Origin of the sequence: Bifidobacterium stellenboschense (assembly GCF_000741785.1) — a bacterium.
Lineage (GTDB): Bacteria > Actinomycetota > Actinomycetes > Actinomycetales > Bifidobacteriaceae > Bifidobacterium > Bifidobacterium stellenboschense.
The window spans coordinates 139,689-159,448 of record NZ_JGZP01000012.1 but is presented as its reverse complement, the minus strand read 5'-3'; the positions used below and the strand labels follow the sequence as shown (position 1 = coordinate 159,448).

Sequence of the window (19,760 nt, the reverse complement as noted above, 5' to 3'; positions counted from 1 at the left end):
GACACCAGACTATACCCGGTCCGGTATCAGCCATGCCGGCGACCGCACGTCCTCATGCCGGCGAGGCGGCTCGCCGCTATCCGATGTCGGCGACCGTGCACATCCATCGCGACCCGCGCACCTCGAACCTGAGGTTCGACCAGTAGGATTCCCCGCCGACGGAAAGGTGGACGGCAAGTTCAAGCGCGACGGCGCTCACCAGCATCCCGTCCACGGAGAACGGCACGACCGGCAGGTAGCGCATCCGCGCCCGGTAGGCGTCGTCGACGCGCATCCTGCCGTCCATCATGTACGCCATGGTCTCCAGCTTGCCGACGCATGACGGCTCCACCGCCCGCCGCAGAATCGCCGGCGACAGACTGCCGCGCATCACGTCGGCGGCGAGGCATGCGACGCGGCAGCCGGATACGGCCATCGCGTGCATCTGCCCGTCCGTCATCGCGTCGTCGATGACGGCGACGATGCGGTACGGCACCGGTTCGGCGGACAGTTCGACGTGGATGACGCCCTCGTAGACGGGCGGCGTGCGGCCGTGCACGAATCCGGCCGACGGGAAGATGACGTATTGCACTGGCTGCATGATGGGCTCCTTCGTCCGGGTCTTACGCCCATCCCACGTCGGGACGTGGCGTAGACCCATCCCATCATGCGAAAGGTCCCGCGTCAACGGACGCGGGACCCCGGTGCATCACCGTGGATAACACGGTGGATAATCCTGCCCTGACGGCGCCGTCTCAGCGACGGCCGGCGTACGGCGTGACGACCACGCCGCAACGCTGGAAGTTCTTCACGTCCACGTATCCGGTGGACGCCATCGCACGGCGCAGCGCGCCGACGAAGTTCGTGGTGCCGTCGGCGGTGTGGCTCGGTCCGAACAGGATCTGCTCGAGCGGCGCGACCGTGCCGACGTCGGTGCGGAAGCCGCGCGGCAGCGTCTGGTGGCGCGCCTCGGCGCCCCAGTGCTTGCCGCGGCCCGGAGCCTCGGTGGCGCGGGCGAGCGGCGCGCCGAGCATGACCGCGTCGGCGCCGAGGGCGAGCGCCTTGACGAAGCTGCCGGAGTCACCCATGCCGCCGTCGGCGATGAGCTGCACGTAGCGGCCGCCCGACTCGTCCATGTAGTCGCGGCGGGCCTCGGCCACGTCGGCGATGGCGGTCGCCATCGGCGCCTCGACGCCGATCGTCTGGCGCGTGGCGGACACGGCGCCGCCGCCGAAGCCGACGAGCACGCCGGCCGCGCCCGTGCGCATCAGGTGCAGGGCGGCCGTGTAGTTGGCGGCGCCGCCGACGATGACCGGCACGTCCAGATCGTAGATGAACTGCTTGAGGTTGAGCGGCTCGTGGTCCTGCGAGACGTGCTCGGCGGACACGGCGGTGCCGCGGATCACGAACAGGTCGACGCCCGCCTCGACCACGGTCGAGTAGAACTGCTGGGTGCGCTGCGGGGAGAGCGCGCCGGCCACGGTGACGCCGGCGTCGCGGATCTCGTGCAGGCGCCTGACGATGAGCTCCGGCTTGATCGGCTCCGCGTAGATCTCCTGGATTCGGCGGGTCGCGCCCTCGGCCGGCAGGTCCGCGATCTCCTTGAGATACGGTTCCGGATCGTCGTAGCGGGTCCACAGACCCTCGAGGTCGAGCACGCCGAGCGCGCCGAGCTTGCCCATCGCGATCGCGGTGGCCGGGCTCGTCACCGAGTCCATCGGGGCGCCGATGACCGGCACGTCGAACTCGTAGGCGTCGACCTGCCAGGACGTGGAGACGTCCTGCGGGTCGCGCGTCCTGCGGGAGGGGACGATCGAGACATCGTCCAGCGAGTAGGCCATGCGGCCCTTCTTGCCCAAACCGATTTCAATTTCCTGAGACATGCCTCCGAGACTAATGCGCGCGCGGGACGGCGGCGCGCTGCGTCCCGCCCGCCATCTCATATAATCGAACGCCCGCCCGCGGCGTTACATTCCTGCGCTAGGAATGGCAATGTCTCAACCGAACTGTCAGGAGGAAGCATGGCCAGAATCAAGGTCGAAGGCAAGGTCGTCGAGCTCGACGGCGACGAGATGACGCGCGTCATCTGGAAGGACATCAAGAACCGTCTCATCCTGCCGTACCTCGACGTGGATCTCGACTACTACGATCTGGGCATCGAGAACCGCGACGCCACCGACGACCAGGTCACCATCGACGCGGCTCACGCCATCCAGCGCGAGCACGTGGGCGTCAAGTGCGCGACGATCACCCCCGACGAGGCGCGCGTCAAGGAGTTCGGGCTGAAAAAGATGTGGAAGTCCCCCAACGGCACGATCCGCAACATCCTCGGCGGCACCATCTTCCGCGAGCCGATCGTCATGAGCAACGTGCCGCGCCTCGTGCCCGGCTGGACCAAGCCGATCGTCGTCGCCCGCCACGCCTTCGGCGACCAGTACAAGGCCACCGACTTCAAGGTGCCGGGAGCCGGACGCCTCACCGTGACCTTCACGCCGGAAGACGGCTCCGAACCGATCCAGCACGTGGTCTACGACTACGGCCCCGACGGCGGCGTCGCCCAGGTGCAGTACAACGTCAACGATTCGATCCGCGGCTTCGCGCGCGCCTGCTTCAACTACGGCCTCATGCGCCACTACCCCGTGTACCTGTCCACGAAGAACACGATCCTCAAGGCGTACGACGGCCAGTTCAAGGACATCTTCGCCGAGATCTACGAGACCGAATACAAGGAGCGCTTCGAGGCGGAGGGTCTCACCTACGAGCACCGCCTCATCGACGACATGGTCGCCAGCTCGCTCAAATGGCACGGCGGCTACATCTGGGCCTGCAAGAACTACGACGGCGACGTGCAGTCCGACTCCGTCGCCCAGGGCTTCGGCTCCCTCGGCCTCATGACCTCCGTGCTGATGACCCCCGACGGGCAGACCGTCGAAGCCGAGGCCGCCCACGGCACCGTCACCCGCCACTACCGCCGTTGGCTCAAGGGCGAGAAGACCTCCACGAACCCGATCGCCTCGATCTTCGCCTGGACCGGCGGCCTCAAGCACCGCGCCGACCTCGACGGCACGCCCGAGGTCCGCCATTTCGCCGAGACGCTCGAGAAGGTCATCGTCTCCACCGTCGAAGGCGGCCAGATGACCAAGGACCTCGCCATGCTCATCGGCCCCGACGAGCCGTGGCTCGACACCGAGGGCTTCATGGACGCACTCGACGAGAACCTCGCCAAGGCGCTCGCCGACTGACGGCGGCACGCGTGGCTCCCCTCCCGGCGGATCCGCGGGGATGCTACTACAATCGACGGCAGTGCATAAGCCAGCCGATCGAAAGGAATCCCGTCCCATGGCACTTCGCAGCAGCAATCCCGCGGCACGACTGATCGCCATGGCGGCGGGATTCGCCATGCTCGTCTCCTGCGCGGCGTGCGGCGCGGCGCAGGACGGCACGCAGGGCGACGCCTCATCGTCCGGAGACGCCGCAGCCACGTCGAAGGCGACGGCCGGCAGTGCCGTCATCTTCACGCCGTCGGACGGCATCACCATCTCCCAGCGCACGCCGCTCAACAAATGGGCGAAACTGACGCCCGAGATCACGGCGAAGCTCGTCGACGCCGGCATGGCGAAGAAGTCGATCGAGACGAAGACCTCCTCCGATCTCGACGCGCAGAGCCGCGACGTGCAGGACTGGGTCGTGGACCATATGACCGCCGATGACGCGTCGAAGTCCGGCAAGGAGGAGGCGAAGCGCACGACGCTGATCGTCGCGCCGGCGGTGTCCATGGATTCGTCGACGCGCCAGTACGGCGACTATGTCACACGGCCGCAATCGGAATCCTCCTCTGACACGTCGCAGTCCGGTTCCACGGGCACGGATTCGACGGACACGTCCGCAGGCGACGAGGCGCAGGACGACGCGTACGCCCGTCTCGCCTCCGCGCTCCAGCTCGCGCAGGATTCCGGCATGCACGTTGTCCTGCTCGCCAACGGGGTGGACGACATCACGTCGGACGCGTTCGTGCGGTTCTCCACGGCCGAGCAGATCGGCCGCGTGCAGGCGCAGAAGCTCGTCACGAAGCTCGACTTGGCCAAGGCCAGCAAAGACAACCCGAAGGCCGTCGAGGTGTTCATCCCCTATTCCGCGGACGCGAGGGACGGCGACGAGACGGCCGACGCCGTCGACGACGACGCCTTCGCACGTGAGGCGTTCGCCGGCATCTGGAAGGTGCTGCAACCGTATTTCACTCAGGGCAAGGCGTATTCGCCGTCCGGTCTGCTCACCAAGGACACGTCCGACGACGACTGGAACGACGTGACCGTCGACGCCACCGACGAGAAACGCATCACGGCGGAAGTCGACAAGCGCCTGCCGACGAAGAAGACCGCCGACGGCACCTCGTATACGCGCATCGACGGCGTCATCGCGATGAACGACTATGTCGCCTCCGCGGTGACCGACGAGCTCGACGCGCTCGGATACACCGGATCCGCCGCGGACATCAACCCGCAGATCACCATTTCGGGCATCGTCGGCAACATCGCCGGCCGCAAGGACCTGCAACGCGGCAGCGTGCCCGACCCCGCGAAGGCCCCCGAAGACGACGGCACGGGTTCGGACGACTCCGGAGACACCGACACGCCCGTGCGGTCCGGCGTCGACGAGACGAACCGCCGCTGGCCGATCGTCACCGGCTTCGGCGGCTACGTGGACACCATGCCGCAGGTGGTGAACGGCAAGCAGTGGATGACCGGTCTGGAGAACCGCGTCGCACTGGCCTCCGACACGGCCGAGGTCACAGTGAGGCTCAACCGGGGCGAGTCGCTCGACAAGCTCGCCTACGTGTCGAAGAAGAAGGCCCCGGGCGCGTTGAAGAAGACGAGCGTCGTCGAGGAGGAGCTGCTCGCCGTCAGCGCCTCGAATCTCAAGGCCACGCTCATCGACCCAGGCTACATCACCATGGCCGACGCCGGCCTGTGACCGCGTCACGCGCCGAATACGTTGAAGGCCCGCTCCCCTCGATGGGAAGCGGGCCTTCAACATCCTGAAATCGGAAGCCGAGACGATCAGAAGCCGAGACGTTCCAATTGCTTGGGATCGGACTGCCAGCTCTTGGCGACCTTGACGTGCAGGTCGAGGCGCGCCTTCTGGCCGACGATGCGGTTGACGGGGGTGCGCAGCTTCTTCTTCACGGCGGTCAGGTTCCTCGCGCCCTTGCCGATGATGATCGGCTTCTGCGAGTCGCGCTCCACGTAGATGGAGACGCGCACGTCCGCCTTGCCGTCGTATGCCTCGCCGGTCTCGTTGTCCTCCGGATAGTCGATGGAGTCGACGACGACCGCCAGCGAATGCGGCAGCTCGTCGTCCAGCTGTTCGAGGAACGCGCCGCGGATGAGCTCGGCGATCGTCTCCTCGGGGCGCTCCTCGCTGATCTGCTCCTCCGGGTACATCTGCGGGCCTTCCGGCATATGCTCGACGAGCACCTTGCGTACCTCGTCGACGTTGTCGTGCCCGAGGGCGCTCACCGGCACGATGTCCGCGAAGTCGGCGAACCCGTCGATCTCGATGAGCTTGGCGACGAGCTGCTCGCGCGTGAGCTCGTCGATCTTGGTGACGACGGCGATCAGCGGCACCTTCCACGAGAACGTGCCGTCGTCGCGCTTCACGGCGAAGTCGGAGCGCAGACGGGACAGGATGCGCCTGTCGCCGGGACCGATCTCCTGGTCGGCGGGCAGCAGGAACGCCACCTCGTCCACGTCGGACAGGCTTTCGTCGACGATGTCGTTGAGCCGCTGGCCGAGCAACGTGCGCGGACGGTGGATGCCGGGCGTGTCGACGAGCACGAGCTGCGCGTTCTCGGTGGTGAGGATGCCGCGGATCGCCTTGCGCGTGGTCTCGGGACGGGACGACGTGATGGCGATGCGCGTGCCGATGAGCGCGTTGATGAGCGTGGATTTGCCGACGTTCGGCCTGCCCACGACCGCCACGAATCCGGAACGGTACGGCTGCGCCTCGCGGCGGTCCGCGCCGTCGTCCGCGGTCGTGTTCTCGTTCGTCGATACGGCGGTGTCGGTCATGTCACTCCTTGGCTTGGGTCTTCGTGTCCGCGGCCCCGCCGTCGGCATCGTCCTCGGACGCCTTGGCCTGCCGCTCGCCGTCTCCGGCGTTGCCATCTTCCTCGCGCCCCTCGACGTGGGCGGGCTCGACCACGATGGTCGACACCTTCTTGCGCCGGCCGGCGGAGTCGACGGCGGTGAGTTTCAGGCCTCGGGTCACGGCGGATGCCCCGACGATCGGCACGCGGCCGAGCAGTTTGGTGAGCAGCCCGTAGACGGTGTCGACGTCGTCCTCGTCGATGTCGATCTCGAAGATCTCCTCCAGATCGGCGATGGGCGTGCGCGCCGGCATCCGCCATTTGCGCTCGCCTATCCGTTCAGGCTCCTCACGCTGCGTGCGGTCGTGCTCGTCCTCGAGTTCGCCGACGATCTGCTCGATGGCGTCCTCGATGGTGACGAGCCCGGCGATGCCGCCGTATTCGTCGACGACGACGGCGACATGCTGCCGGGAACGCTGCATCTGGTGGAACAGATCGTCGACCGGCTTGGATTCGGGCACGAGCATCGGGTCGCGCACGATGGATTCGACCGCGCGGCCGAGCGCCGCCGGGTTGAACGCGGTGGCGCGCACGGCGTCCTTGAGGTAGGCGACGCCGATGAGATCGTCCACGTCGTCGCCGATGACGGGCACGCGGGAGAAGCCGGAACGCGAGCACAGCTTGAGCATCGCCTCGAGCGTCGCGTCCTTCTCGATGCAGATCATGTCCGTGCGCGGCACCATGATCTCGCGGGTCAGCGTGTCGGACAGGGTGAGCACGTTGCGCAGCATCTCGGAGACCTCGGGATCGAAGTCGTTCGATTCGACGAGCCGGTCGATGATGGCGCGCCCCTGCTCCTGCTGGATCTTCTCCAGCTCCTCGTCGTCGGACAGCTCCTGCGCGCGGCGGCGCCCCTCGCGGGCCGCGCCGAGGCGCAGGAACGGCGTGAGACGGACGGCCGCGGCGACGAGTCGGGAATGTTCGATCATGATGTCGGCGGGCTTGATCGCGCCGGTCTCGCGCGGACGGACGAACACGCTGACCACGGCGACGACGATGGCGACGACCGCCCCGATGACGAGCGCGAGCCACACGCGGGCGTCCCACAGCCCGGCGACGATGGCGACGAGCACGCCGACGAGCACGTTGCTGGCGATGCGGAAGAACGCGCACGCGCCGGCGGTCACGTAACGGTCGGCGATGAGCCGCTGCACGCGGTGGATGCGGTCGACGCGCTTCATGCGGCTGAACTGGGTGAGCTCGCCGTCGGTCTGCGCCTCCAGCACGAGGTTGTTGAGGCTGGCGCGCGTGACCCTGCCGACCGCGCCTTCGGCGGCGGCGAGGGACAGGGACAGCCACACCATCAGCGCGGCGACGATGACGAGCGCGGCGGTGACCGCGATCAGGGTCTGTTGGGAATACTCCATCGGTGTCGTGTTTCCTTTTGTGTCGACGGGCGGCGGTCAGTGGGTGATCTGGCGGCCGGATCCGTGCTGCGCGTCGTAGGCAGCGAGCGCGTCCTTGCTGCCGGCGGGCAGTTCGACGGGCGAGCCGAGGTCGTGGCGCACGGCGATGAACGTGAGCAGCAGCTGGCGTTGCAGGCCGAACATCTGGCGTTCCTGCTGCGGGTTCACATGGTCGTAGCCGAGCAGGTGGAGGATGCCGTGGATGGTCAGGAGCATCATCTCCTGGAGCACACCGTGTCCGGCGGCGGCGGCCTGCTGGGCGGCGACCCAGGGGCAGATGACGATGTCGCCGAGCACGCCTTCCGTCACGGTCTTGCCGTCGCCGGGGCGCAGCTCGTCCATCGGGAAGCTCATCACGTCGGTGGGGCCTTCGAGGTTCATCCAGTGCTCGTGCATCTCGGCGATGGGTTCCGGGTCGACGAAGAGGATCGTCAGGTCGGACTGGGTGCTCACCCTCATCTGGTCGAGCACCCATACGCCGAGGTCGGAGAAGAGTTTCGGGTCGATGGTCCATACGGTCTCGTTGGAGACGTCAACGCTCATCGGTGTCGGTGTCCTTTCGTTCGTTCGTCGCGCCGGCCGTGGTTTCGGCGGTCATGGCCTTCGTGTCTTTCGCGCCTTTCGCCCGCGAGATGCGCCGGTGGTCGCCGTCCAGTCCCTCGTGGCGGTTGTACGCTTCGACGATCTGGCCGACGAGGCGGTGGCGTACCACGTCCTCGGATTTCAGGTGCACGAACGCGATGTCCTTGATGCCGCCGAGGATGCGCTCGATGGTGGCGAGGCCGGACCGCGGCACGGTGAGGTCGACCTGGGTGATGTCGCCGGTGATGACCATCTTCGTGTTGAATCCGAGGCGGGTGAGGAACATCTTCATCTGCTGCTCGGTGGTGTTCTGCGCCTCGTCGAGAATGACGTAGGCGTCGTTGAGGGTGCGTCCGCGCATATAGGCGAGCGGCGCGACCTCGATGGTGTTGTCGCCCATGAGCCGTCTGAGCTGGTCGGCGCCGAGCATGTCGCCGAGCGCGTCGTACAGGGGGCGCAGGTACGGGTCGACCTTGTCGTTGAGGGTGCCGGGCAGGAAGCCGAGGCTCTCGCCCGCTTCGACGGCGGGACGCGTGAGGATGATGCGGCGCACCTGGCGGTCCTGGAAGGCGCGCACCGCCTTGGCGACGGCGAGGTAGGTCTTGCCGGTGCCGGCCGGGCCGATGCCGAACGTGATGGTGTGCGATTCGATGGCCGCCACGTAGGCGGCCTGTCCGGGCGTCTTGGCCCGCACCGGGTTGCCGCTCGCGTAGGTGATGACGCCGGGCACGGCGGGTCTGCGATGTCCGCTCTCCCCCCGTCGCGTCTTCGCCGAGGAGGCTTCGACGCGCTGCAGCGTCTCGACCTCGCGGCCGTGGCCGGGGTGCGTGGCGCGCGTGCGGTTGTCGAGCACGTCCTGGTCGATCATGCGTCGCACGGTGTCGGCATCCATGGGTGCCGTGTGGGCGGCTTCGATGATCGTGTCGATGAGTTCCTCGGCCTTCGATGCGTCGGTCTCGGTCTGTTTGGACCGCGAGACGATGGCCACGCGGTTGCCGCGCACGATGATCGTCAGTTCGGGGAACGCCTTCTCTATCTCGCGGATCACCTCGTCCACCGGTCCCAGCACGGCAACGGGGTCGAGCTGGGTGGGGATGGTGATGGTGCGTGTTGTGGTCGCCACGGATTCCTTTCCTGCAAAAGACCGTTCGTTGGAGGGTTCTTCGTCGGTCCGGCCGCCCGCCGGCGCGGACCGACGGGCCGGCTACTCGTCGAGCTTCTCGCCCGTCATCACGTGCGCGTGCACGTGGAAGACGGTCTGTCCGGCGTCGAGACCGGTGTTGAACACGAGGCGGAACGCGCCATGGAAGGCGTCGTCGGCGATGTGCTGGGCGACCTCGACGATGTGCGCGAGCTCGGCGGGATCGGCGGCGGCGAGTTCGGCGACGTTCGCGTAGTGCTTCTTCGGCACGACCAGCACGTGGACCTTGGCCTTGGGGTTGATGTCCTTGAAGGCGTATGTGGTGTCGTCCTCGTAGACCTTGGCGCTGGGGATGTCCCCGGCGATGATTTTGCAGAACAGGCAGTCGTCCGATGCGCTCATGGTTGCTCCTTCATGCGGGCCGCGCGGTGTCGGGACGCGCGGCCATGGTTTCCGCACCCAGCTTAGCGCGTCCCGTCACCCGTCACCCGCATGGTCCGGCGTCCATCCGCCCTACGCGAACCGTCCCAGGGCGCGGCTGAGCAGGGACAGCGCCACGGGGCCGGCGGCGGACGCCCTGAGGATGTTCGAGCCGAGCACGACGCTGTGGGCGCCGGCCTCGGTGAACGCGGCGACCTCGTCCTCGCTGATGCCGCCTTCGGGGCCGACCACCACGTAGACGGTGCGCGCCTTGGCGTCCTTCAGGCAGCGGTCCATGAGCTCGGCCACGAGCCCCTCCACCGACGCCCATGTGTCGGTGGCGTCCTGATGGAGCACGACGACCAGGTCGCCGTGCACGTTGGCGCGCAGGCACATGGAGACAATCTGCTTCGAGGAGACGCACTCCCCCAATCCGGGCCGCCACGCGCGACGGGACTGTTCGGTGGCCGCGTCCAGCGTGGTCCGCCACTTGCGGTCGGTGCGGCCGGTCTTCCATTTGGCGATGGAACGGTCCGCCTGCCAGGGGATCACCTCATCGACGCCGATCTGCGTGGCCATGTCGATGGCCTGCTCGTCGTGCCCGTTCTTCGCGAGGGCCTGCACGAGCGCGAGGCGGGTCACGGGCGCGGGTTCGCGCACGAATTCGCGCACCTCGGCGACGCCGTTGTCCGGGTCGTCGAGCACCGCGGTGACGCGAAGCCCCCGTCCGTCGGACAGCTGGAGCTCGTCGCCGGCCCTGAGGCGCATCGACTGCACCGCGTGCCGTCTGGCCTGCGCGGGCAGCGTGAGCTTCCACCCGGCGTTGAGCTCGTCCGAGTTCACGGGGACGTCGTCATGGTCGGAATCCAAGAGAAACAGGGCTTTCGTCATGCCCACAAGGCTATCAGCACCATCACGACACGCCGATGATTGCACGAGCGCGGAAACCGTGTATTGTAATCACTCGTTGCTTCACCGCGACAACGCACCTGCCCGGGTGGCGGAATGGTAGACGCGCTAGCTTGAGGTGCTAGTGCCTATTTTTTAACGGGCGTACGGGTTCAAGTCCCGTCTCGGGCACCGTCGAAAACCCCTTGGAAACAAGGGGTTTTCTCGTATCCGCATGCATATCGTCCCCGTGTCCCCGCGATACGGCCCACCACACTCATCACAGGAGGCACCGCCATGCGCTTCGTCCATCTGGAATCCATTGACGACGAACGCGTGTCCGCCTACGTCAATCTCACCGAGATCCAGCTGCGCAACCGTCTCGAACCGGCCAAGGGCCTGTTCATCGCCGAATCCCCGAAAGTGATCGACCGGGCGCTGGCGGCGGGCCGCGAACCCATCTCCCTGCTCGTCGAGGAGCCGTGGATCGAGGGCATGGCCGCCACGTTCGACGCCATCGACGCGCGCTGGGGCGCGGACGTCCCCGTCTACGTCGCCTCCCCCGAACAGCTGAAACGTCTCACCGGCTACCGTCTGCACCGCGGCGCGCTCGCGGCGATACGCCGCTGGCCGTTGCCGTCCGTCGCCGACGTCTGCCACGGCGCACGCCGCGTCGCCGTGATGGAGAACATCGTCGACCATACGAACGTCGGCGCGCTGATGCGCTCCGCGGCCGCGCTCGACGTGGACGCCGTGCTCGTCACCCCCTCCTGCGGCGATCCCCTGTACCGCCGCGCGGCCCGCGTGTCGATGGGCACCGTCTTCCAGATCCCGTGGACGCGCATCGGCGGCGAGGACAAGCATTACTGGCCGTTCCAGGGCATCGACGAGCTGAAATCCCTCGGATTCACCACCGTCGCGATGGCGCTGGAGGACGATTCGATCAGTCTGGACGAGCTGACCCGCCGCCTCCACGCCGACGCCTCCGACCCCGACCGCATCGACCGTCTCGCGCTCATCTTCGGCACCGAGGGCGACGGGCTGTCACGCCACACCATCGCCCGTGCCGACCTGACGGTGAAGATCCCGATGAGCCACGACGTCGACTCGCTCAACGTGGCCGCCTCCAGCGCCGTCGCCTTCTACGCCACGCGCATGCGCTGACGCGACGCGCTGGACACGATTCGGGCGTGTCGCGGTTTTTGTGCAATCATTGTCATTGTGAGTTCGGAGCGAGGAAGCCCGAACCAAACCCGAGCGCGGCGCCGAAAGGCGCTGTTGGTTGTTGAGAGGAGCAACACGACAATGGCCAAGAACAAGCAGAAGATTCTGTCGATAGTGTTGGCGGGCGGCGAGGGCACCCGACTGATGCCGTTGACCCGCGACCGCGCGAAGCCGGCCGTCCCGTTCGGCGGCGTGTTCCGCCTCATCGACTTCCCGCTGTCCAACCTGGTGAACTCCGACTACCGCCACATCGTCGTGCTCACCCAGTACAAGTCCCACTCGCTGGACCGTCACATCTCCCAGATGTGGCGCTTCTCCTCGCTGCTCGGCAACTACGTCTCCCCGGTCCCCGCGCAGCAGCGTCTCGGCAAGCACTGGTACCTCGGCTCCGCGGACGCCATCTACCAGACCATCAACATCATCGAGGACGTCCAGCCGGACATCGTCGTGATCGTCGGCGCCGACCACGTCTACCGCATGGACTTCGGCCAGATGGTCGAACAGCACATCGAATCCGGCGCGGAGTTCACCGTGGCCGGCATCCGCCAGCCGATCGAGCAGTCCAACCAGTTCGGCGTGATCGACGTCGACCCGAACCACCCGAACCAGATCAAGAGCTTCCTGGAGAAGCCGGACACCTGCGCGGGCCTTCCGGACGACCCGAACTCCTTCCTCGCCTCCATGGGCAACTACGTGGCCAACACGGACGCCCTGTTCGACGCGCTCGCCAAGGACGAGAAGAACGAGAACACGAAGCACGACATGGGCGGCGACATCGCCCCGTACTTCGCCGCGCGCGGCGAGGCCGGCGTCTACGACTTCAACTCAAACGAGATTCCGGGCTCGACGCCCACCGACCACGCCTACTGGCGCGACGTGGGTACGATCAAGCAGTTCTACGACGCGCACATGGACCTGATCGCCTACGTGCCCGAGTTCAACCTGTACAACCAGGCCTGGCCGATCTACACGAACTCCGGCACCCTGCCGCCGGCCAAGTTCGTGCACGCCGGCCGCGACCGTCTCGGCCACGCGACCGATTCGATCGTCTCCCCCGGCGTGATCGTCTCCGGCGGCGAGGTGCACCACTCCGTGCTGTCGCCGAACGTGCGCATCCACTCGTGGGCGCAGGTCGTGGACTCCGTGCTGTTCGACGGCGTCGTCGTGAACCGTCGCGCACGCGTGTACAAGGCCATCCTCGACAAGAACGTCGTGCTCACCGAGAATTCGACGGTCGGCATCGACACCGAGCATGATCTCGCCCGCGGCTTCACCGTCACGCCCGAGGGCATCACCGTCGTCCCGAAGAACACCGTCGTCGACGACTGACGGATTCCGGCAGACGCGAGGAAGGCCCCGAACCGTTCATCCGGTTCGGGGCCTTCCCGTATCCTCAGCCGTTTCCGATCGAATCGGTATCGAATCAGTACTTCGGCAGGTTGTCGAAGTTGAAGCCGAGGGCGGCGAGCTGCTCGCGTCCCTCCGGCGTGATCTTGTCCATCGTCCAGCGGGGCTGCCATGTCCAGTCGATGCGGAACTCCTCGACGAGGCCGGCGAGCGTGCTCGCGCACTCGTCCTCGATGAGGTCGGTCAGCGGGCATGCGGGCGTGGTGAGCGTCATCGTGATGATCGCGCGACCGAGGTCGTCGATCTCGATGCCGTAGACGAGACCCAGATCGATGACGTCGATGCCGAGCTCCGGGTCGATGACCTGATGCAGCGCTTCGCGCACGTCCTCCGCGGTGGCGCGGCCGATGTCGTCGACGAACTTCAGCGGGATGTGGCTGTCATCCGATTCCGCATCGTCGCCGTGACCACATTCGCTCTTCTTGTGGCGTCCGCACGCGCACATCTCGTCGTCGCCGGAGGCCGGCTCGGCGGGGCGCCCGTTCGGGAATCCCTTGGCGAGGGCCGGGTTGGCCATCACGCGGCGGGCCGCCTCCTCGTCCTGCAGCACGTCGTTCACCGCGTCGAACACGCTGGGCTGGGGTTCGGGCACGAGATTATCACTCATAGTTCACTCCAAAAATCGTCGGGTCATATCCACTGTACGCGTCGCCCACGGCTTTTCGCTCCGGGACGACGCGCAATCGACAGGGTTCGTCACCGCTTGGCGGCCAGCGCCTTGGCGACGGAGTCCTTGAGCCCCTCCCAGGCGAGCAACGCGCATTTGATGCGCATCGGATACTTGGACACGCCCTGGAAGACGATGCCGTCGCCGAGCGACTCCTCGAGCTCGTCGTCGCCGAGGCCCTTGCCGCGCGATTCCATGAGCTTGTGGAACGTGTGCTCGAGCGCCATGGCCTCGTCCACGGTCTTGCCGTCGACCAGATCGACCATAACGGACAGGCTGGCCTGGGAGATGGAGCATCCCTGGCCGTCCCACACGACGCGTTCGATGGTGTGCGGCTCCTTGTCGGAGACCTCCACGTGCACGGTCGCCTCGTCGCCGCAGGTCGGGTTGAACTGGTGGGATTCGCCGGGCGTGCAGTATTCGTGGCTGGCGCGCACCACCGTGTCGCCGGACGACTGGGCGCCGGCGCCCTCCTTCGTGAGGTCCGCCGCGAAATGCTCCTTGCCGTGCGGGTTCTTCGCGGCCTCGAGGATGACCTCCTGGTACATCTGCTCGAGGTCGTCGCCGCTCATGCCGTAATCGTTCATAGTTTCCTTATCGTAGTGGCACTCCCGACCGGGAGACACGCGTATCGGCGGACATGCCACGGAGTTCCTCCCGCGCCTTCGGCAAGCGTCCGAAAGAGGAACCCCGCGATGTCGATCGGGAACCGTCAGGCTCCGAAGAACTTCCTGATGCCCTTCGCCGCCTCGACGAGCGCCCGCGCGTCCTCGACGCTGTTGTACACGCCGGACGAGGCGCGGTTGGAGGCGTACAGGCCGAAGTGACGGTGCACCGGCTGGGCGCAGTGGTGGCCGACGCGGATGGCAATGCCCTGCGCGTCGATGTACTGGCCGACGTCGTGCGGGTGCACGCCCTCGACGTCGAACGCGACGGTGCCGATGCGGTCCACGTTCTCACGGGGGCCGAGGATGCGGATGCCATCGATGTCGCCGAGCTTGAGCAGTTCGGCGGCGATCGTGCGCTCATGCGCCTCGATGTTCTCGAGTCCGACGTTCATCATCCATTCGGCGGCGACGCCGGCGGCCACGACCTGCGCGACCGGCTGCGTGCCGGCCTCGAAGCGGGCCGGCGGCTCCATGTACTGGGCCGGCTGGTCCATCCATGCGAGCTCGACCATCGACCCGCCGAAGTTGGCCGGCGGCAGCGCCTCGAGCAGCTCGCGCCTGCCGTACAGGAAGCCGACGCCGGTGGGACCGTACATCTTGTGCGCGCTCCACGCGGCGAAATCGACGTCGAGCGCGTGGAAATCGACCTTGAGGTGCGGCACCGACTGGCATGCGTCGAGGATGAACACGGCGCCCACGGCGTGAGCGCGGGCGACGATCGGGGCGATGTCGGTGATCGCGCCGGTCGTGTTGCCCACGTGCGTGACGGCCACGACCTTCGTGCGTTCGGTAATGACCTCGTCGAGGTCGTCGGTGCGCACGCGGCCGTCCTCGGTCAGGTCAATCCACTTGAACGTGGCGCCGGTGCGGTAGGCGAGCTCCTGGAACGGCAGCAGCACCGAATGGTGCTCCGCCTTCGAGACGACGATCTCGTCGCCCGGCTTCAACGCGAAGCGCTTGGCGGCCGCTCCCCCACGGCCGAGCGACGCGTTGCCGAACGCGGTGGCCAGCAGGTTCAGTCCCGCCGTCGCGCCACCGGTGACGACGACCTCCTCGTTGCCCTCCTCGGCGTTCGCGCCGACCAGCTTCGCGACCTTCGCGCGCGCCTCCTCGAACGCCATCGTGGAACGCGCCGCGAGCTCGTGGGCTCCACGATGCACGCCCGCGTTGATCGTGCGGTAGAACTCGCTCTCCGCGTCGATCACACATTGCGGCTTCTGCGAGGTGGCCGCCGAGTCGAGGTACACGAGCGGGTGCCCGTGGATCTCCTGGTCCAGAATCGGGAATTCATCCCTGATCGCTGCGAAATCTGTCATTTGTCCCCCTAGTTGTAATTTCGTAACGTATCCACACAGGTGAGCGTGGGAGCGGAATATCCCGTTCACGACCGTAAAGACTTGGCCAGAGCGGCCCGGAGCGTGTCGAGGATGGGACATGCCGCTCCCACGCGGCAACGTCGGAAGCTGCTTGCCGTGCCGAACGGCTAGGCGAGTGCGGACTCGGAGTCCGCGCCCTCCGGCAGGTACGCGTCGTAGCCGTTCTCCTCGAGCTCATCGGCCAGCTCCGGGCCGCCGGTCTTCACGAAGTGGCCGTCGGCGAACACGTGCACGATGTCCGGCTTGATGTACTTGAGGATGCGCGTGTAGTGCGTGACCATGAGGATGCCGAACTGGTTGGCCTCCTTGGCACGGTTCACGCCCTCGGACACGATGCGCAGCGCGTCCACGTCGAGGCCGGAGTCGGTCTCGTCGAGGATGGCGAACTTCGGCTTGAGCAGTTCGAGCTGCAGCACTTCGGCGCGCTTCTTCTCACCGCCGGAGAAGCCTTCGTTGACGGAGCGTGTGGCGAACTTCGGATCCATCTTGAGGCGCTTCATCGCGGCGGACAGCTCCTTGGTCCACGTGCGGATGGACGGCGCCTCGCCGTCGACCTCGGTCTTCGCGGTCCTGAGGAAGTTGGTCATGGAGACGCCGGGGACCTCGACCGGGTACTGCATGGCGAGGAACAGGCCCGCCTTGGCGCGCTCGTCCGGGGTCATCTTGAGGATGTCCTGGCCGTCGAGCAGCGCCTCGCCGGAGTCGACCACGTACTTGGGGTGGCCGGCCAGCGTGTAGGCGAGCGTGGACTTGCCGGAGCCGTTGGGGCCCATGATGGCGTGGGTCTCGCCGGAGTTGACGGTCAGGGAGGCGCCCTTGAGGATCTGCTTGGTGCCTTCCTTGGTTTCGACGTGGACGTAGAGGTCCTTGATTTCGAGAGTGGACATTGGTTCTCCTAAAAGTCCGTAAAAGTCTTGGGTTACTTGTCTTCCAGCACCTGCGCCATGGCCGCGTCCTCGCCGCGCGCCAATCGGCGGTCGATGACGTCCATGAGGTGGTCGGAGACGGCGGGGATGCCGATCTCCTCGACGAGTTCGCCGAAGAATCCGCGCACGACGAGCTTGCGTGCCTCGGCCTCCGGGATGCCGCGCGATTCGAGGTAGAACAGCTCTTCGTCGTCGAAGCGGCCCACCGAGGAGGCGTGGCCGGCGCCGATGATGTTGCCGTTCTCAATCTCGAGGTTCGGCTCGGAGTCGGCGATGGCGCCCGGCGTGAGCACGAGGTTGCGGTTGAGCTCGTAGGAGTCGGTGCCGGGGGCGGTCGGCTCGATCAGGGCGTTGCCCACCCACGTGGAGTGCGCGCCCTTGCCGTCGAGCGCGCCCTTGTAGACGACGCGGCTCTTGCAGTCGGGATGGTTGTGCACGACCATCGTGCGGTGCTCGATGTGCTCGCCCGGGTCGACGAAGTAGATGCCGAGCATGTTGAGCTCGCCCTGCTCGCCGCCGAAGTCCTGGTCCATGCGGATGCGCACCACGTCGCCGCCGAGCGTGACGACGGAGTGGCGCAGGGACGCGCCCTCGCCGACGTGGATGCGGTGGTTGCCGACGTGCTTGGCCGTGCGGTCCCATTCCTGGATGAACGTCGTGGAGACGTGCGAGTCCTTGCCGGTGGTGATTTCGACGCCTTCGGCGAGGCGGGCGTCGCCGTCGTGTTCGACGACCACGTCGGCGTGCGCGCGGTCCGCGGCGTCGATGACGAGGTGGAACGCGTCGAGGTCCTCGCCGGCGCCGTGCACCTTGACGAGCACCGGCTGGGCGATCTCGCCGTCGAGGCGCAGGATCGTCGCCGTGGAGCCGGAGTTCCATTCGACGGCGGACACGCGGTCGTTCGGCTTGGAGACGGTGCCGGACGCCCCTTCGCCGAGCCTGACCTGGCTGAGCGTGACGCCTTCGGCCAGCGGCGAGCCGTCGATCATCGACACTTCGATCTCGGTCTCGCCGGAAGGCTTGAACACGTCGAAGAACTCGCCGATGCGGTCGATCGGCGTGTAGCGCCAGTCCTCCTGATCGCGCGCGGGCACCGGGAACGCGGACACCTCAAAGGAGCGGGGCGCGCGGTCGGCGCTCGACGGCATGGCCGCCGGGATCTTGTACGGGTCGTTCGGGTCGGCGACCGGGATGTTCAGTTCCGCCGCCTTGTTTTCGGTTTCGGCCATGGGATCAGCCCACCGATCCTTCCATCTGCAGTTCGACGAGTCTGTTGAGTTCGAGCGCGTATTCCATCGGCAGCTCACGGCTGATCGGCTCGACGAAGCCGCGCACGATCATGCCCTGCGCCTCCTCCTCGGACAGGCCGCGGCTCATCAGGTAGAACAGCTGGTCCTCGGAGATCTTGGAGACGGTGGCCTCGTGGGCCATGGAGACGTCGTCCTCGCGCACGTCCACATGCGGGTACGTGTCGGAGCGGCTGAAGTCGTCGACGAGCAGCGCGTCGCACACGGTCGAGTTCGAGGAGCCCTCCGCGCCCTTGACGATCTTGACCAGGCCGCGGTAGGCGGAACGGCCGCCGCCGCGCGAGATGGACTTGGCTACGATCGTGGAGCTGGTGTGCGGGGCGAGGTGGATCATCTTCGCGCCCGTGTCCTGGTACTGGCCCTTGCCGGCGAAGCCGAGCGACATGGTGCTCGCCTTCGCGTACGGCTCGGCGAGGATGCAGGCCGGGTACTTCATCGTGGCCTTGGAGCCGATGTTGCCGTCCACCCATTCCATCGTGCCGCCTTCGCGCACGTAGGCGCGCTGGGTGACGAGGTTGTAGACGTTGTTCGACCAGTTCTGCACGGTGGTGTAGCGCACGCGCGCGTGCTTCTCGACGATGATCTCGACGATGGCGGCGTGCAGCGAGTCCTCGGACCAGATCGGGGCGGTGCAGCCCTCCACGTAGTGCACGTAGGAGCCTTCGTCCGCGATGATGAGCGTGCGCTCGAACTGACCCATGGCGGGCGTGTTGATGCGGAAGTACGCCTGCAGCGGGATGTCCACGTGCACGCCCTTCGGCACATACACGAACGAGCCGCCGGACCATGCGGCGGTGTTGAGCGCGCCGAACTTGTTGTCCTCCGGCGGCACGACGGTGCCGAAGTACTTCCTGACGAGGTCGGGGTATTCGCGCACGGCGGTGTCCGTGTCGACGAAGATGACGCCCTGCTTCTTCAGGTCCTCCTGGATGGAGTTGTAGATGACCTCGGACTCGTACTGGGCTGCCACGCCGGAGACGAGGCGGTTCTTCTCCGCCTCCGGGATGCCGAGGCGGTCGTAGGTGTTGCGGATGTCGTCCGGCAGCTCCTCCCACGACTTCGCCTGCTTCTCGATCGGCTTGACGTAGTACTTGAAATCATCCGCGTTGAAGCCCGACAGGTCGACGCCCCACTTGGGCATCGGCTTGTCGAGGAACGCCTTGAAACCGCGCAGACGCATGTCGAGCATCCACTCTGGCTCACCCTTGTCGGCGCTGATGTCACGCACGACCTGTTCGTCGATGCCTCGCTTGGCGGCCTCGCCGGCCGCGTCGGAATCATGCCAGCCATAGCTGTAGTCGCCGAACTGCTGGATGATCTCGTCATCCTGTCTGATCTTCTCCTCGTTGACGCGGGAGCGATCGGCCACGTACTGGCTCATCTCCACGTCAGCGGCGGCGTTTGGCGCTTGTGTTTCGCTCACCATCCTGCCTTCCGTTGGTCACAACATTCCTACGTCAACGTAGCAGAACCCCTGCGCGAACTCCACGACCGACACCGCATGTCGGCTATGGACGAACGTGAGCTTGATTACAGGAGGGCGGATTCCGCGCCACCGGCCGCGGATGCGACAAGGCGCGCCGCGACCGGATCGGTCACGACGCGCCTTGTTCTCAGCCGGCCG

18 protein-coding genes and 1 tRNA gene are annotated in these 19,760 nt (G+C 66.7%); 5 read left to right on the top strand and 14 right to left on the bottom strand.

Annotated elements, in window-relative coordinates; genetic code table 11:
- Positions 1–76: 76 nt before the first annotated feature.
- Both BSTEL_RS05465 and BSTEL_RS05460 read right to left on the bottom strand, forming a co-directional pair.
- A complete protein-coding gene (locus BSTEL_RS05465; protein ID WP_051922868.1) occupies positions 77–580 on the bottom strand; it encodes an Rv3235 family protein in 504 nt (167 codons plus the stop codon).
- Between the two features lie 154 nt (positions 581–734).
- Entirely contained in the window at positions 735–1,862 is a 1,128-nt protein-coding gene (locus BSTEL_RS05460) for a GuaB3 family IMP dehydrogenase-related protein (RefSeq protein ID WP_034528110.1), read from the bottom strand.
- A gap of 138 nt (positions 1,863–2,000) precedes the next feature.
- Between BSTEL_RS05460 and BSTEL_RS05455 the strand changes: the two genes are divergently transcribed.
- Complete coding sequence (locus BSTEL_RS05455) at positions 2,001–3,221, top strand: NADP-dependent isocitrate dehydrogenase (RefSeq protein WP_034528108.1); 1,221 nt, start codon at positions 2,001–2,003, stop codon at positions 3,219–3,221.
- A gap of 97 nt (positions 3,222–3,318) precedes the next feature.
- Positions 3,319–4,950, top strand: coding sequence for a type 1 periplasmic-binding domain-containing protein (locus BSTEL_RS05450; RefSeq protein ID WP_034528106.1), 1,632 nt, complete (start codon positions 3,319–3,321; stop codon positions 4,948–4,950).
- 86 nt (positions 4,951–5,036) lie between these two features.
- Here BSTEL_RS05450 and era read toward each other — a convergent pair whose 3' ends face one another.
- The 6 genes from era to BSTEL_RS05420 all read right to left on the bottom strand — a co-directional run bounded on the left by era (position 5,037) and on the right by BSTEL_RS05420 (position 10,564).
- Positions 5,037–6,047 (bottom strand): GTPase Era, encoded by a 1,011-nt coding sequence (era, locus tag BSTEL_RS05445; protein ID WP_034528104.1) that lies wholly within the window; start codon positions 6,045–6,047, stop codon positions 5,037–5,039.
- A 1-nt stretch (position 6,048) separates the two neighbouring features.
- Complete coding sequence (locus BSTEL_RS05440) at positions 6,049–7,491, bottom strand: hemolysin family protein (RefSeq protein ID WP_034528101.1); 1,443 nt, start codon at positions 7,489–7,491, stop codon at positions 6,049–6,051.
- A 36-nt stretch (positions 7,492–7,527) separates the two neighbouring features.
- Positions 7,528–8,073 (bottom strand): rRNA maturation RNase YbeY, encoded by a 546-nt coding sequence (ybeY, locus tag BSTEL_RS05435; RefSeq protein WP_034528098.1) that lies wholly within the window; start codon positions 8,071–8,073, stop codon positions 7,528–7,530.
- Entirely contained in the window at positions 8,063–9,235 is a 1,173-nt protein-coding gene (locus BSTEL_RS05430) for a PhoH family protein (protein WP_034528097.1), read from the bottom strand. Before BSTEL_RS05430 ends, ybeY begins: the two co-directional genes overlap by 11 nt.
- Before the next feature lie 81 nt (positions 9,236–9,316).
- Entirely contained in the window at positions 9,317–9,655 is a 339-nt protein-coding gene (locus BSTEL_RS05425) for a histidine triad nucleotide-binding protein (RefSeq protein WP_034528096.1), read from the bottom strand.
- Between the two features lie 111 nt (positions 9,656–9,766).
- Positions 9,767–10,564, bottom strand: a complete 798-nt coding sequence (locus BSTEL_RS05420; RefSeq protein ID WP_034528095.1) for a 16S rRNA (uracil(1498)-N(3))-methyltransferase — start codon at positions 10,562–10,564, stop codon at positions 9,767–9,769.
- Positions 10,565–10,664: 100 nt separating this feature from the next.
- On the opposite strand from BSTEL_RS05420, the gene BSTEL_RS05415 reads away from it, so the two are divergent.
- From BSTEL_RS05415 to glgC, 3 genes are all read left to right on the top strand, one after another.
- A tRNA-Leu gene (locus BSTEL_RS05415) sits at positions 10,665–10,753 on the top strand.
- 105 nt (positions 10,754–10,858) lie between these two features.
- Positions 10,859–11,725, top strand: a complete 867-nt coding sequence (locus BSTEL_RS05410) for a TrmH family RNA methyltransferase (protein WP_034528094.1) — start codon at positions 10,859–10,861, stop codon at positions 11,723–11,725.
- A 141-nt stretch (positions 11,726–11,866) separates the two neighbouring features.
- A complete protein-coding gene (gene glgC / locus BSTEL_RS05405) occupies positions 11,867–13,114 on the top strand; it encodes a glucose-1-phosphate adenylyltransferase (protein WP_034528092.1) in 1,248 nt (415 codons plus the stop codon).
- 94 nt (positions 13,115–13,208) lie between these two features.
- Here glgC and BSTEL_RS05400 read toward each other — a convergent pair whose 3' ends face one another.
- The 6 genes from BSTEL_RS05400 to sufB all read right to left on the bottom strand — a co-directional run bounded on the left by BSTEL_RS05400 (position 13,209) and on the right by sufB (position 19,562).
- Positions 13,209–13,799, bottom strand: a complete 591-nt coding sequence (locus tag BSTEL_RS05400) for a metal-sulfur cluster assembly factor (protein ID WP_034528090.1) — start codon at positions 13,797–13,799, stop codon at positions 13,209–13,211.
- A gap of 89 nt (positions 13,800–13,888) precedes the next feature.
- Positions 13,889–14,446, bottom strand: a complete 558-nt coding sequence (gene sufU, locus BSTEL_RS05395) for a Fe-S cluster assembly sulfur transfer protein SufU (protein ID WP_034528088.1) — start codon at positions 14,444–14,446, stop codon at positions 13,889–13,891.
- Positions 14,447–14,571: 125 nt separating this feature from the next.
- Positions 14,572–15,843, bottom strand: a complete 1,272-nt coding sequence (locus BSTEL_RS05390) for a cysteine desulfurase (protein ID WP_034528085.1) — start codon at positions 15,841–15,843, stop codon at positions 14,572–14,574.
- A gap of 167 nt (positions 15,844–16,010) precedes the next feature.
- Positions 16,011–16,790: a Fe-S cluster assembly ATPase SufC gene (gene sufC, locus BSTEL_RS05385; protein WP_034528082.1), complete on the bottom strand. Its 780-nt coding sequence runs from the start codon at positions 16,788–16,790 to the stop codon at positions 16,011–16,013.
- 32 nt (positions 16,791–16,822) lie between these two features.
- On the bottom strand, positions 16,823–18,058 hold the full coding sequence (sufD, locus tag BSTEL_RS05380) for a Fe-S cluster assembly protein SufD (protein WP_034528079.1): 1,236 nt from the start codon (positions 18,056–18,058) through the stop codon (positions 16,823–16,825).
- A 4-nt stretch (positions 18,059–18,062) separates the two neighbouring features.
- Positions 18,063–19,562 carry a Fe-S cluster assembly protein SufB gene (gene sufB / locus BSTEL_RS05375; protein WP_034528076.1) on the bottom strand — a complete coding sequence of 500 codons (1,500 nt, stop codon included), beginning with the start codon at positions 19,560–19,562 and terminating at the stop codon, positions 18,063–18,065.
- Positions 19,563–19,760 lie beyond the last annotated feature (198 nt).

What these genes read in the sequence shown, in the direction of transcription:
- BSTEL_RS05400 (WP_034528090.1), bottom strand. Translation starts at nt 13,799, where the DNA reads ATGAGTGATAATCTCGTGCCCGAACCCCAGCCCAGCGTGTTCGACGCG.
- sufB (WP_034528076.1), bottom strand. Translation starts at nt 19,562, where the DNA reads ATGGTGAGCGAAACACAAGCGCCAAACGCCGCCGCTGACGTGGAGATG.
- BSTEL_RS05465 (WP_051922868.1), bottom strand. Translation starts at nt 580, where the DNA reads ATGCAGCCAGTGCAATACGTCATCTTCCCGTCGGCCGGATTCGTGCAC.
- era (WP_034528104.1), bottom strand. Translation starts at nt 6,047, where the DNA reads ATGACCGACACCGCCGTATCGACGAACGAGAACACGACCGCGGACGAC.
- BSTEL_RS05425 (WP_034528096.1), bottom strand. Translation starts at nt 9,655, where the DNA reads ATGAGCGCATCGGACGACTGCCTGTTCTGCAAAATCATCGCCGGGGAC.
- sufU (WP_034528088.1), bottom strand. Translation starts at nt 14,446, where the DNA reads ATGAACGATTACGGCATGAGCGGCGACGACCTCGAGCAGATGTACCAG.
- sufD (WP_034528079.1), bottom strand. Translation starts at nt 18,058, where the DNA reads ATGGCCGAAACCGAAAACAAGGCGGCGGAACTGAACATCCCGGTCGCC.
- BSTEL_RS05390 (WP_034528085.1), bottom strand. Translation starts at nt 15,843, where the DNA reads ATGACAGATTTCGCAGCGATCAGGGATGAATTCCCGATTCTGGACCAG.
- BSTEL_RS05450 (WP_034528106.1), top strand. Translation starts at nt 3,319, where the DNA reads ATGGCACTTCGCAGCAGCAATCCCGCGGCACGACTGATCGCCATGGCG.
- sufC (WP_034528082.1), bottom strand. Translation starts at nt 16,790, where the DNA reads ATGTCCACTCTCGAAATCAAGGACCTCTACGTCCACGTCGAAACCAAG.
- BSTEL_RS05410 (WP_034528094.1), top strand. Translation starts at nt 10,859, where the DNA reads ATGCGCTTCGTCCATCTGGAATCCATTGACGACGAACGCGTGTCCGCC.
- glgC (WP_034528092.1), top strand. Translation starts at nt 11,867, where the DNA reads ATGGCCAAGAACAAGCAGAAGATTCTGTCGATAGTGTTGGCGGGCGGC.
- BSTEL_RS05460 (WP_034528110.1), bottom strand. Translation starts at nt 1,862, where the DNA reads ATGTCTCAGGAAATTGAAATCGGTTTGGGCAAGAAGGGCCGCATGGCC.
- ybeY (WP_034528098.1), bottom strand. Translation starts at nt 8,073, where the DNA reads ATGAGCGTTGACGTCTCCAACGAGACCGTATGGACCATCGACCCGAAA.
- BSTEL_RS05440 (WP_034528101.1), bottom strand. Translation starts at nt 7,491, where the DNA reads ATGGAGTATTCCCAACAGACCCTGATCGCGGTCACCGCCGCGCTCGTC.
- BSTEL_RS05455 (WP_034528108.1), top strand. Translation starts at nt 2,001, where the DNA reads ATGGCCAGAATCAAGGTCGAAGGCAAGGTCGTCGAGCTCGACGGCGAC.
- BSTEL_RS05420 (WP_034528095.1), bottom strand. Translation starts at nt 10,564, where the DNA reads ATGACGAAAGCCCTGTTTCTCTTGGATTCCGACCATGACGACGTCCCC.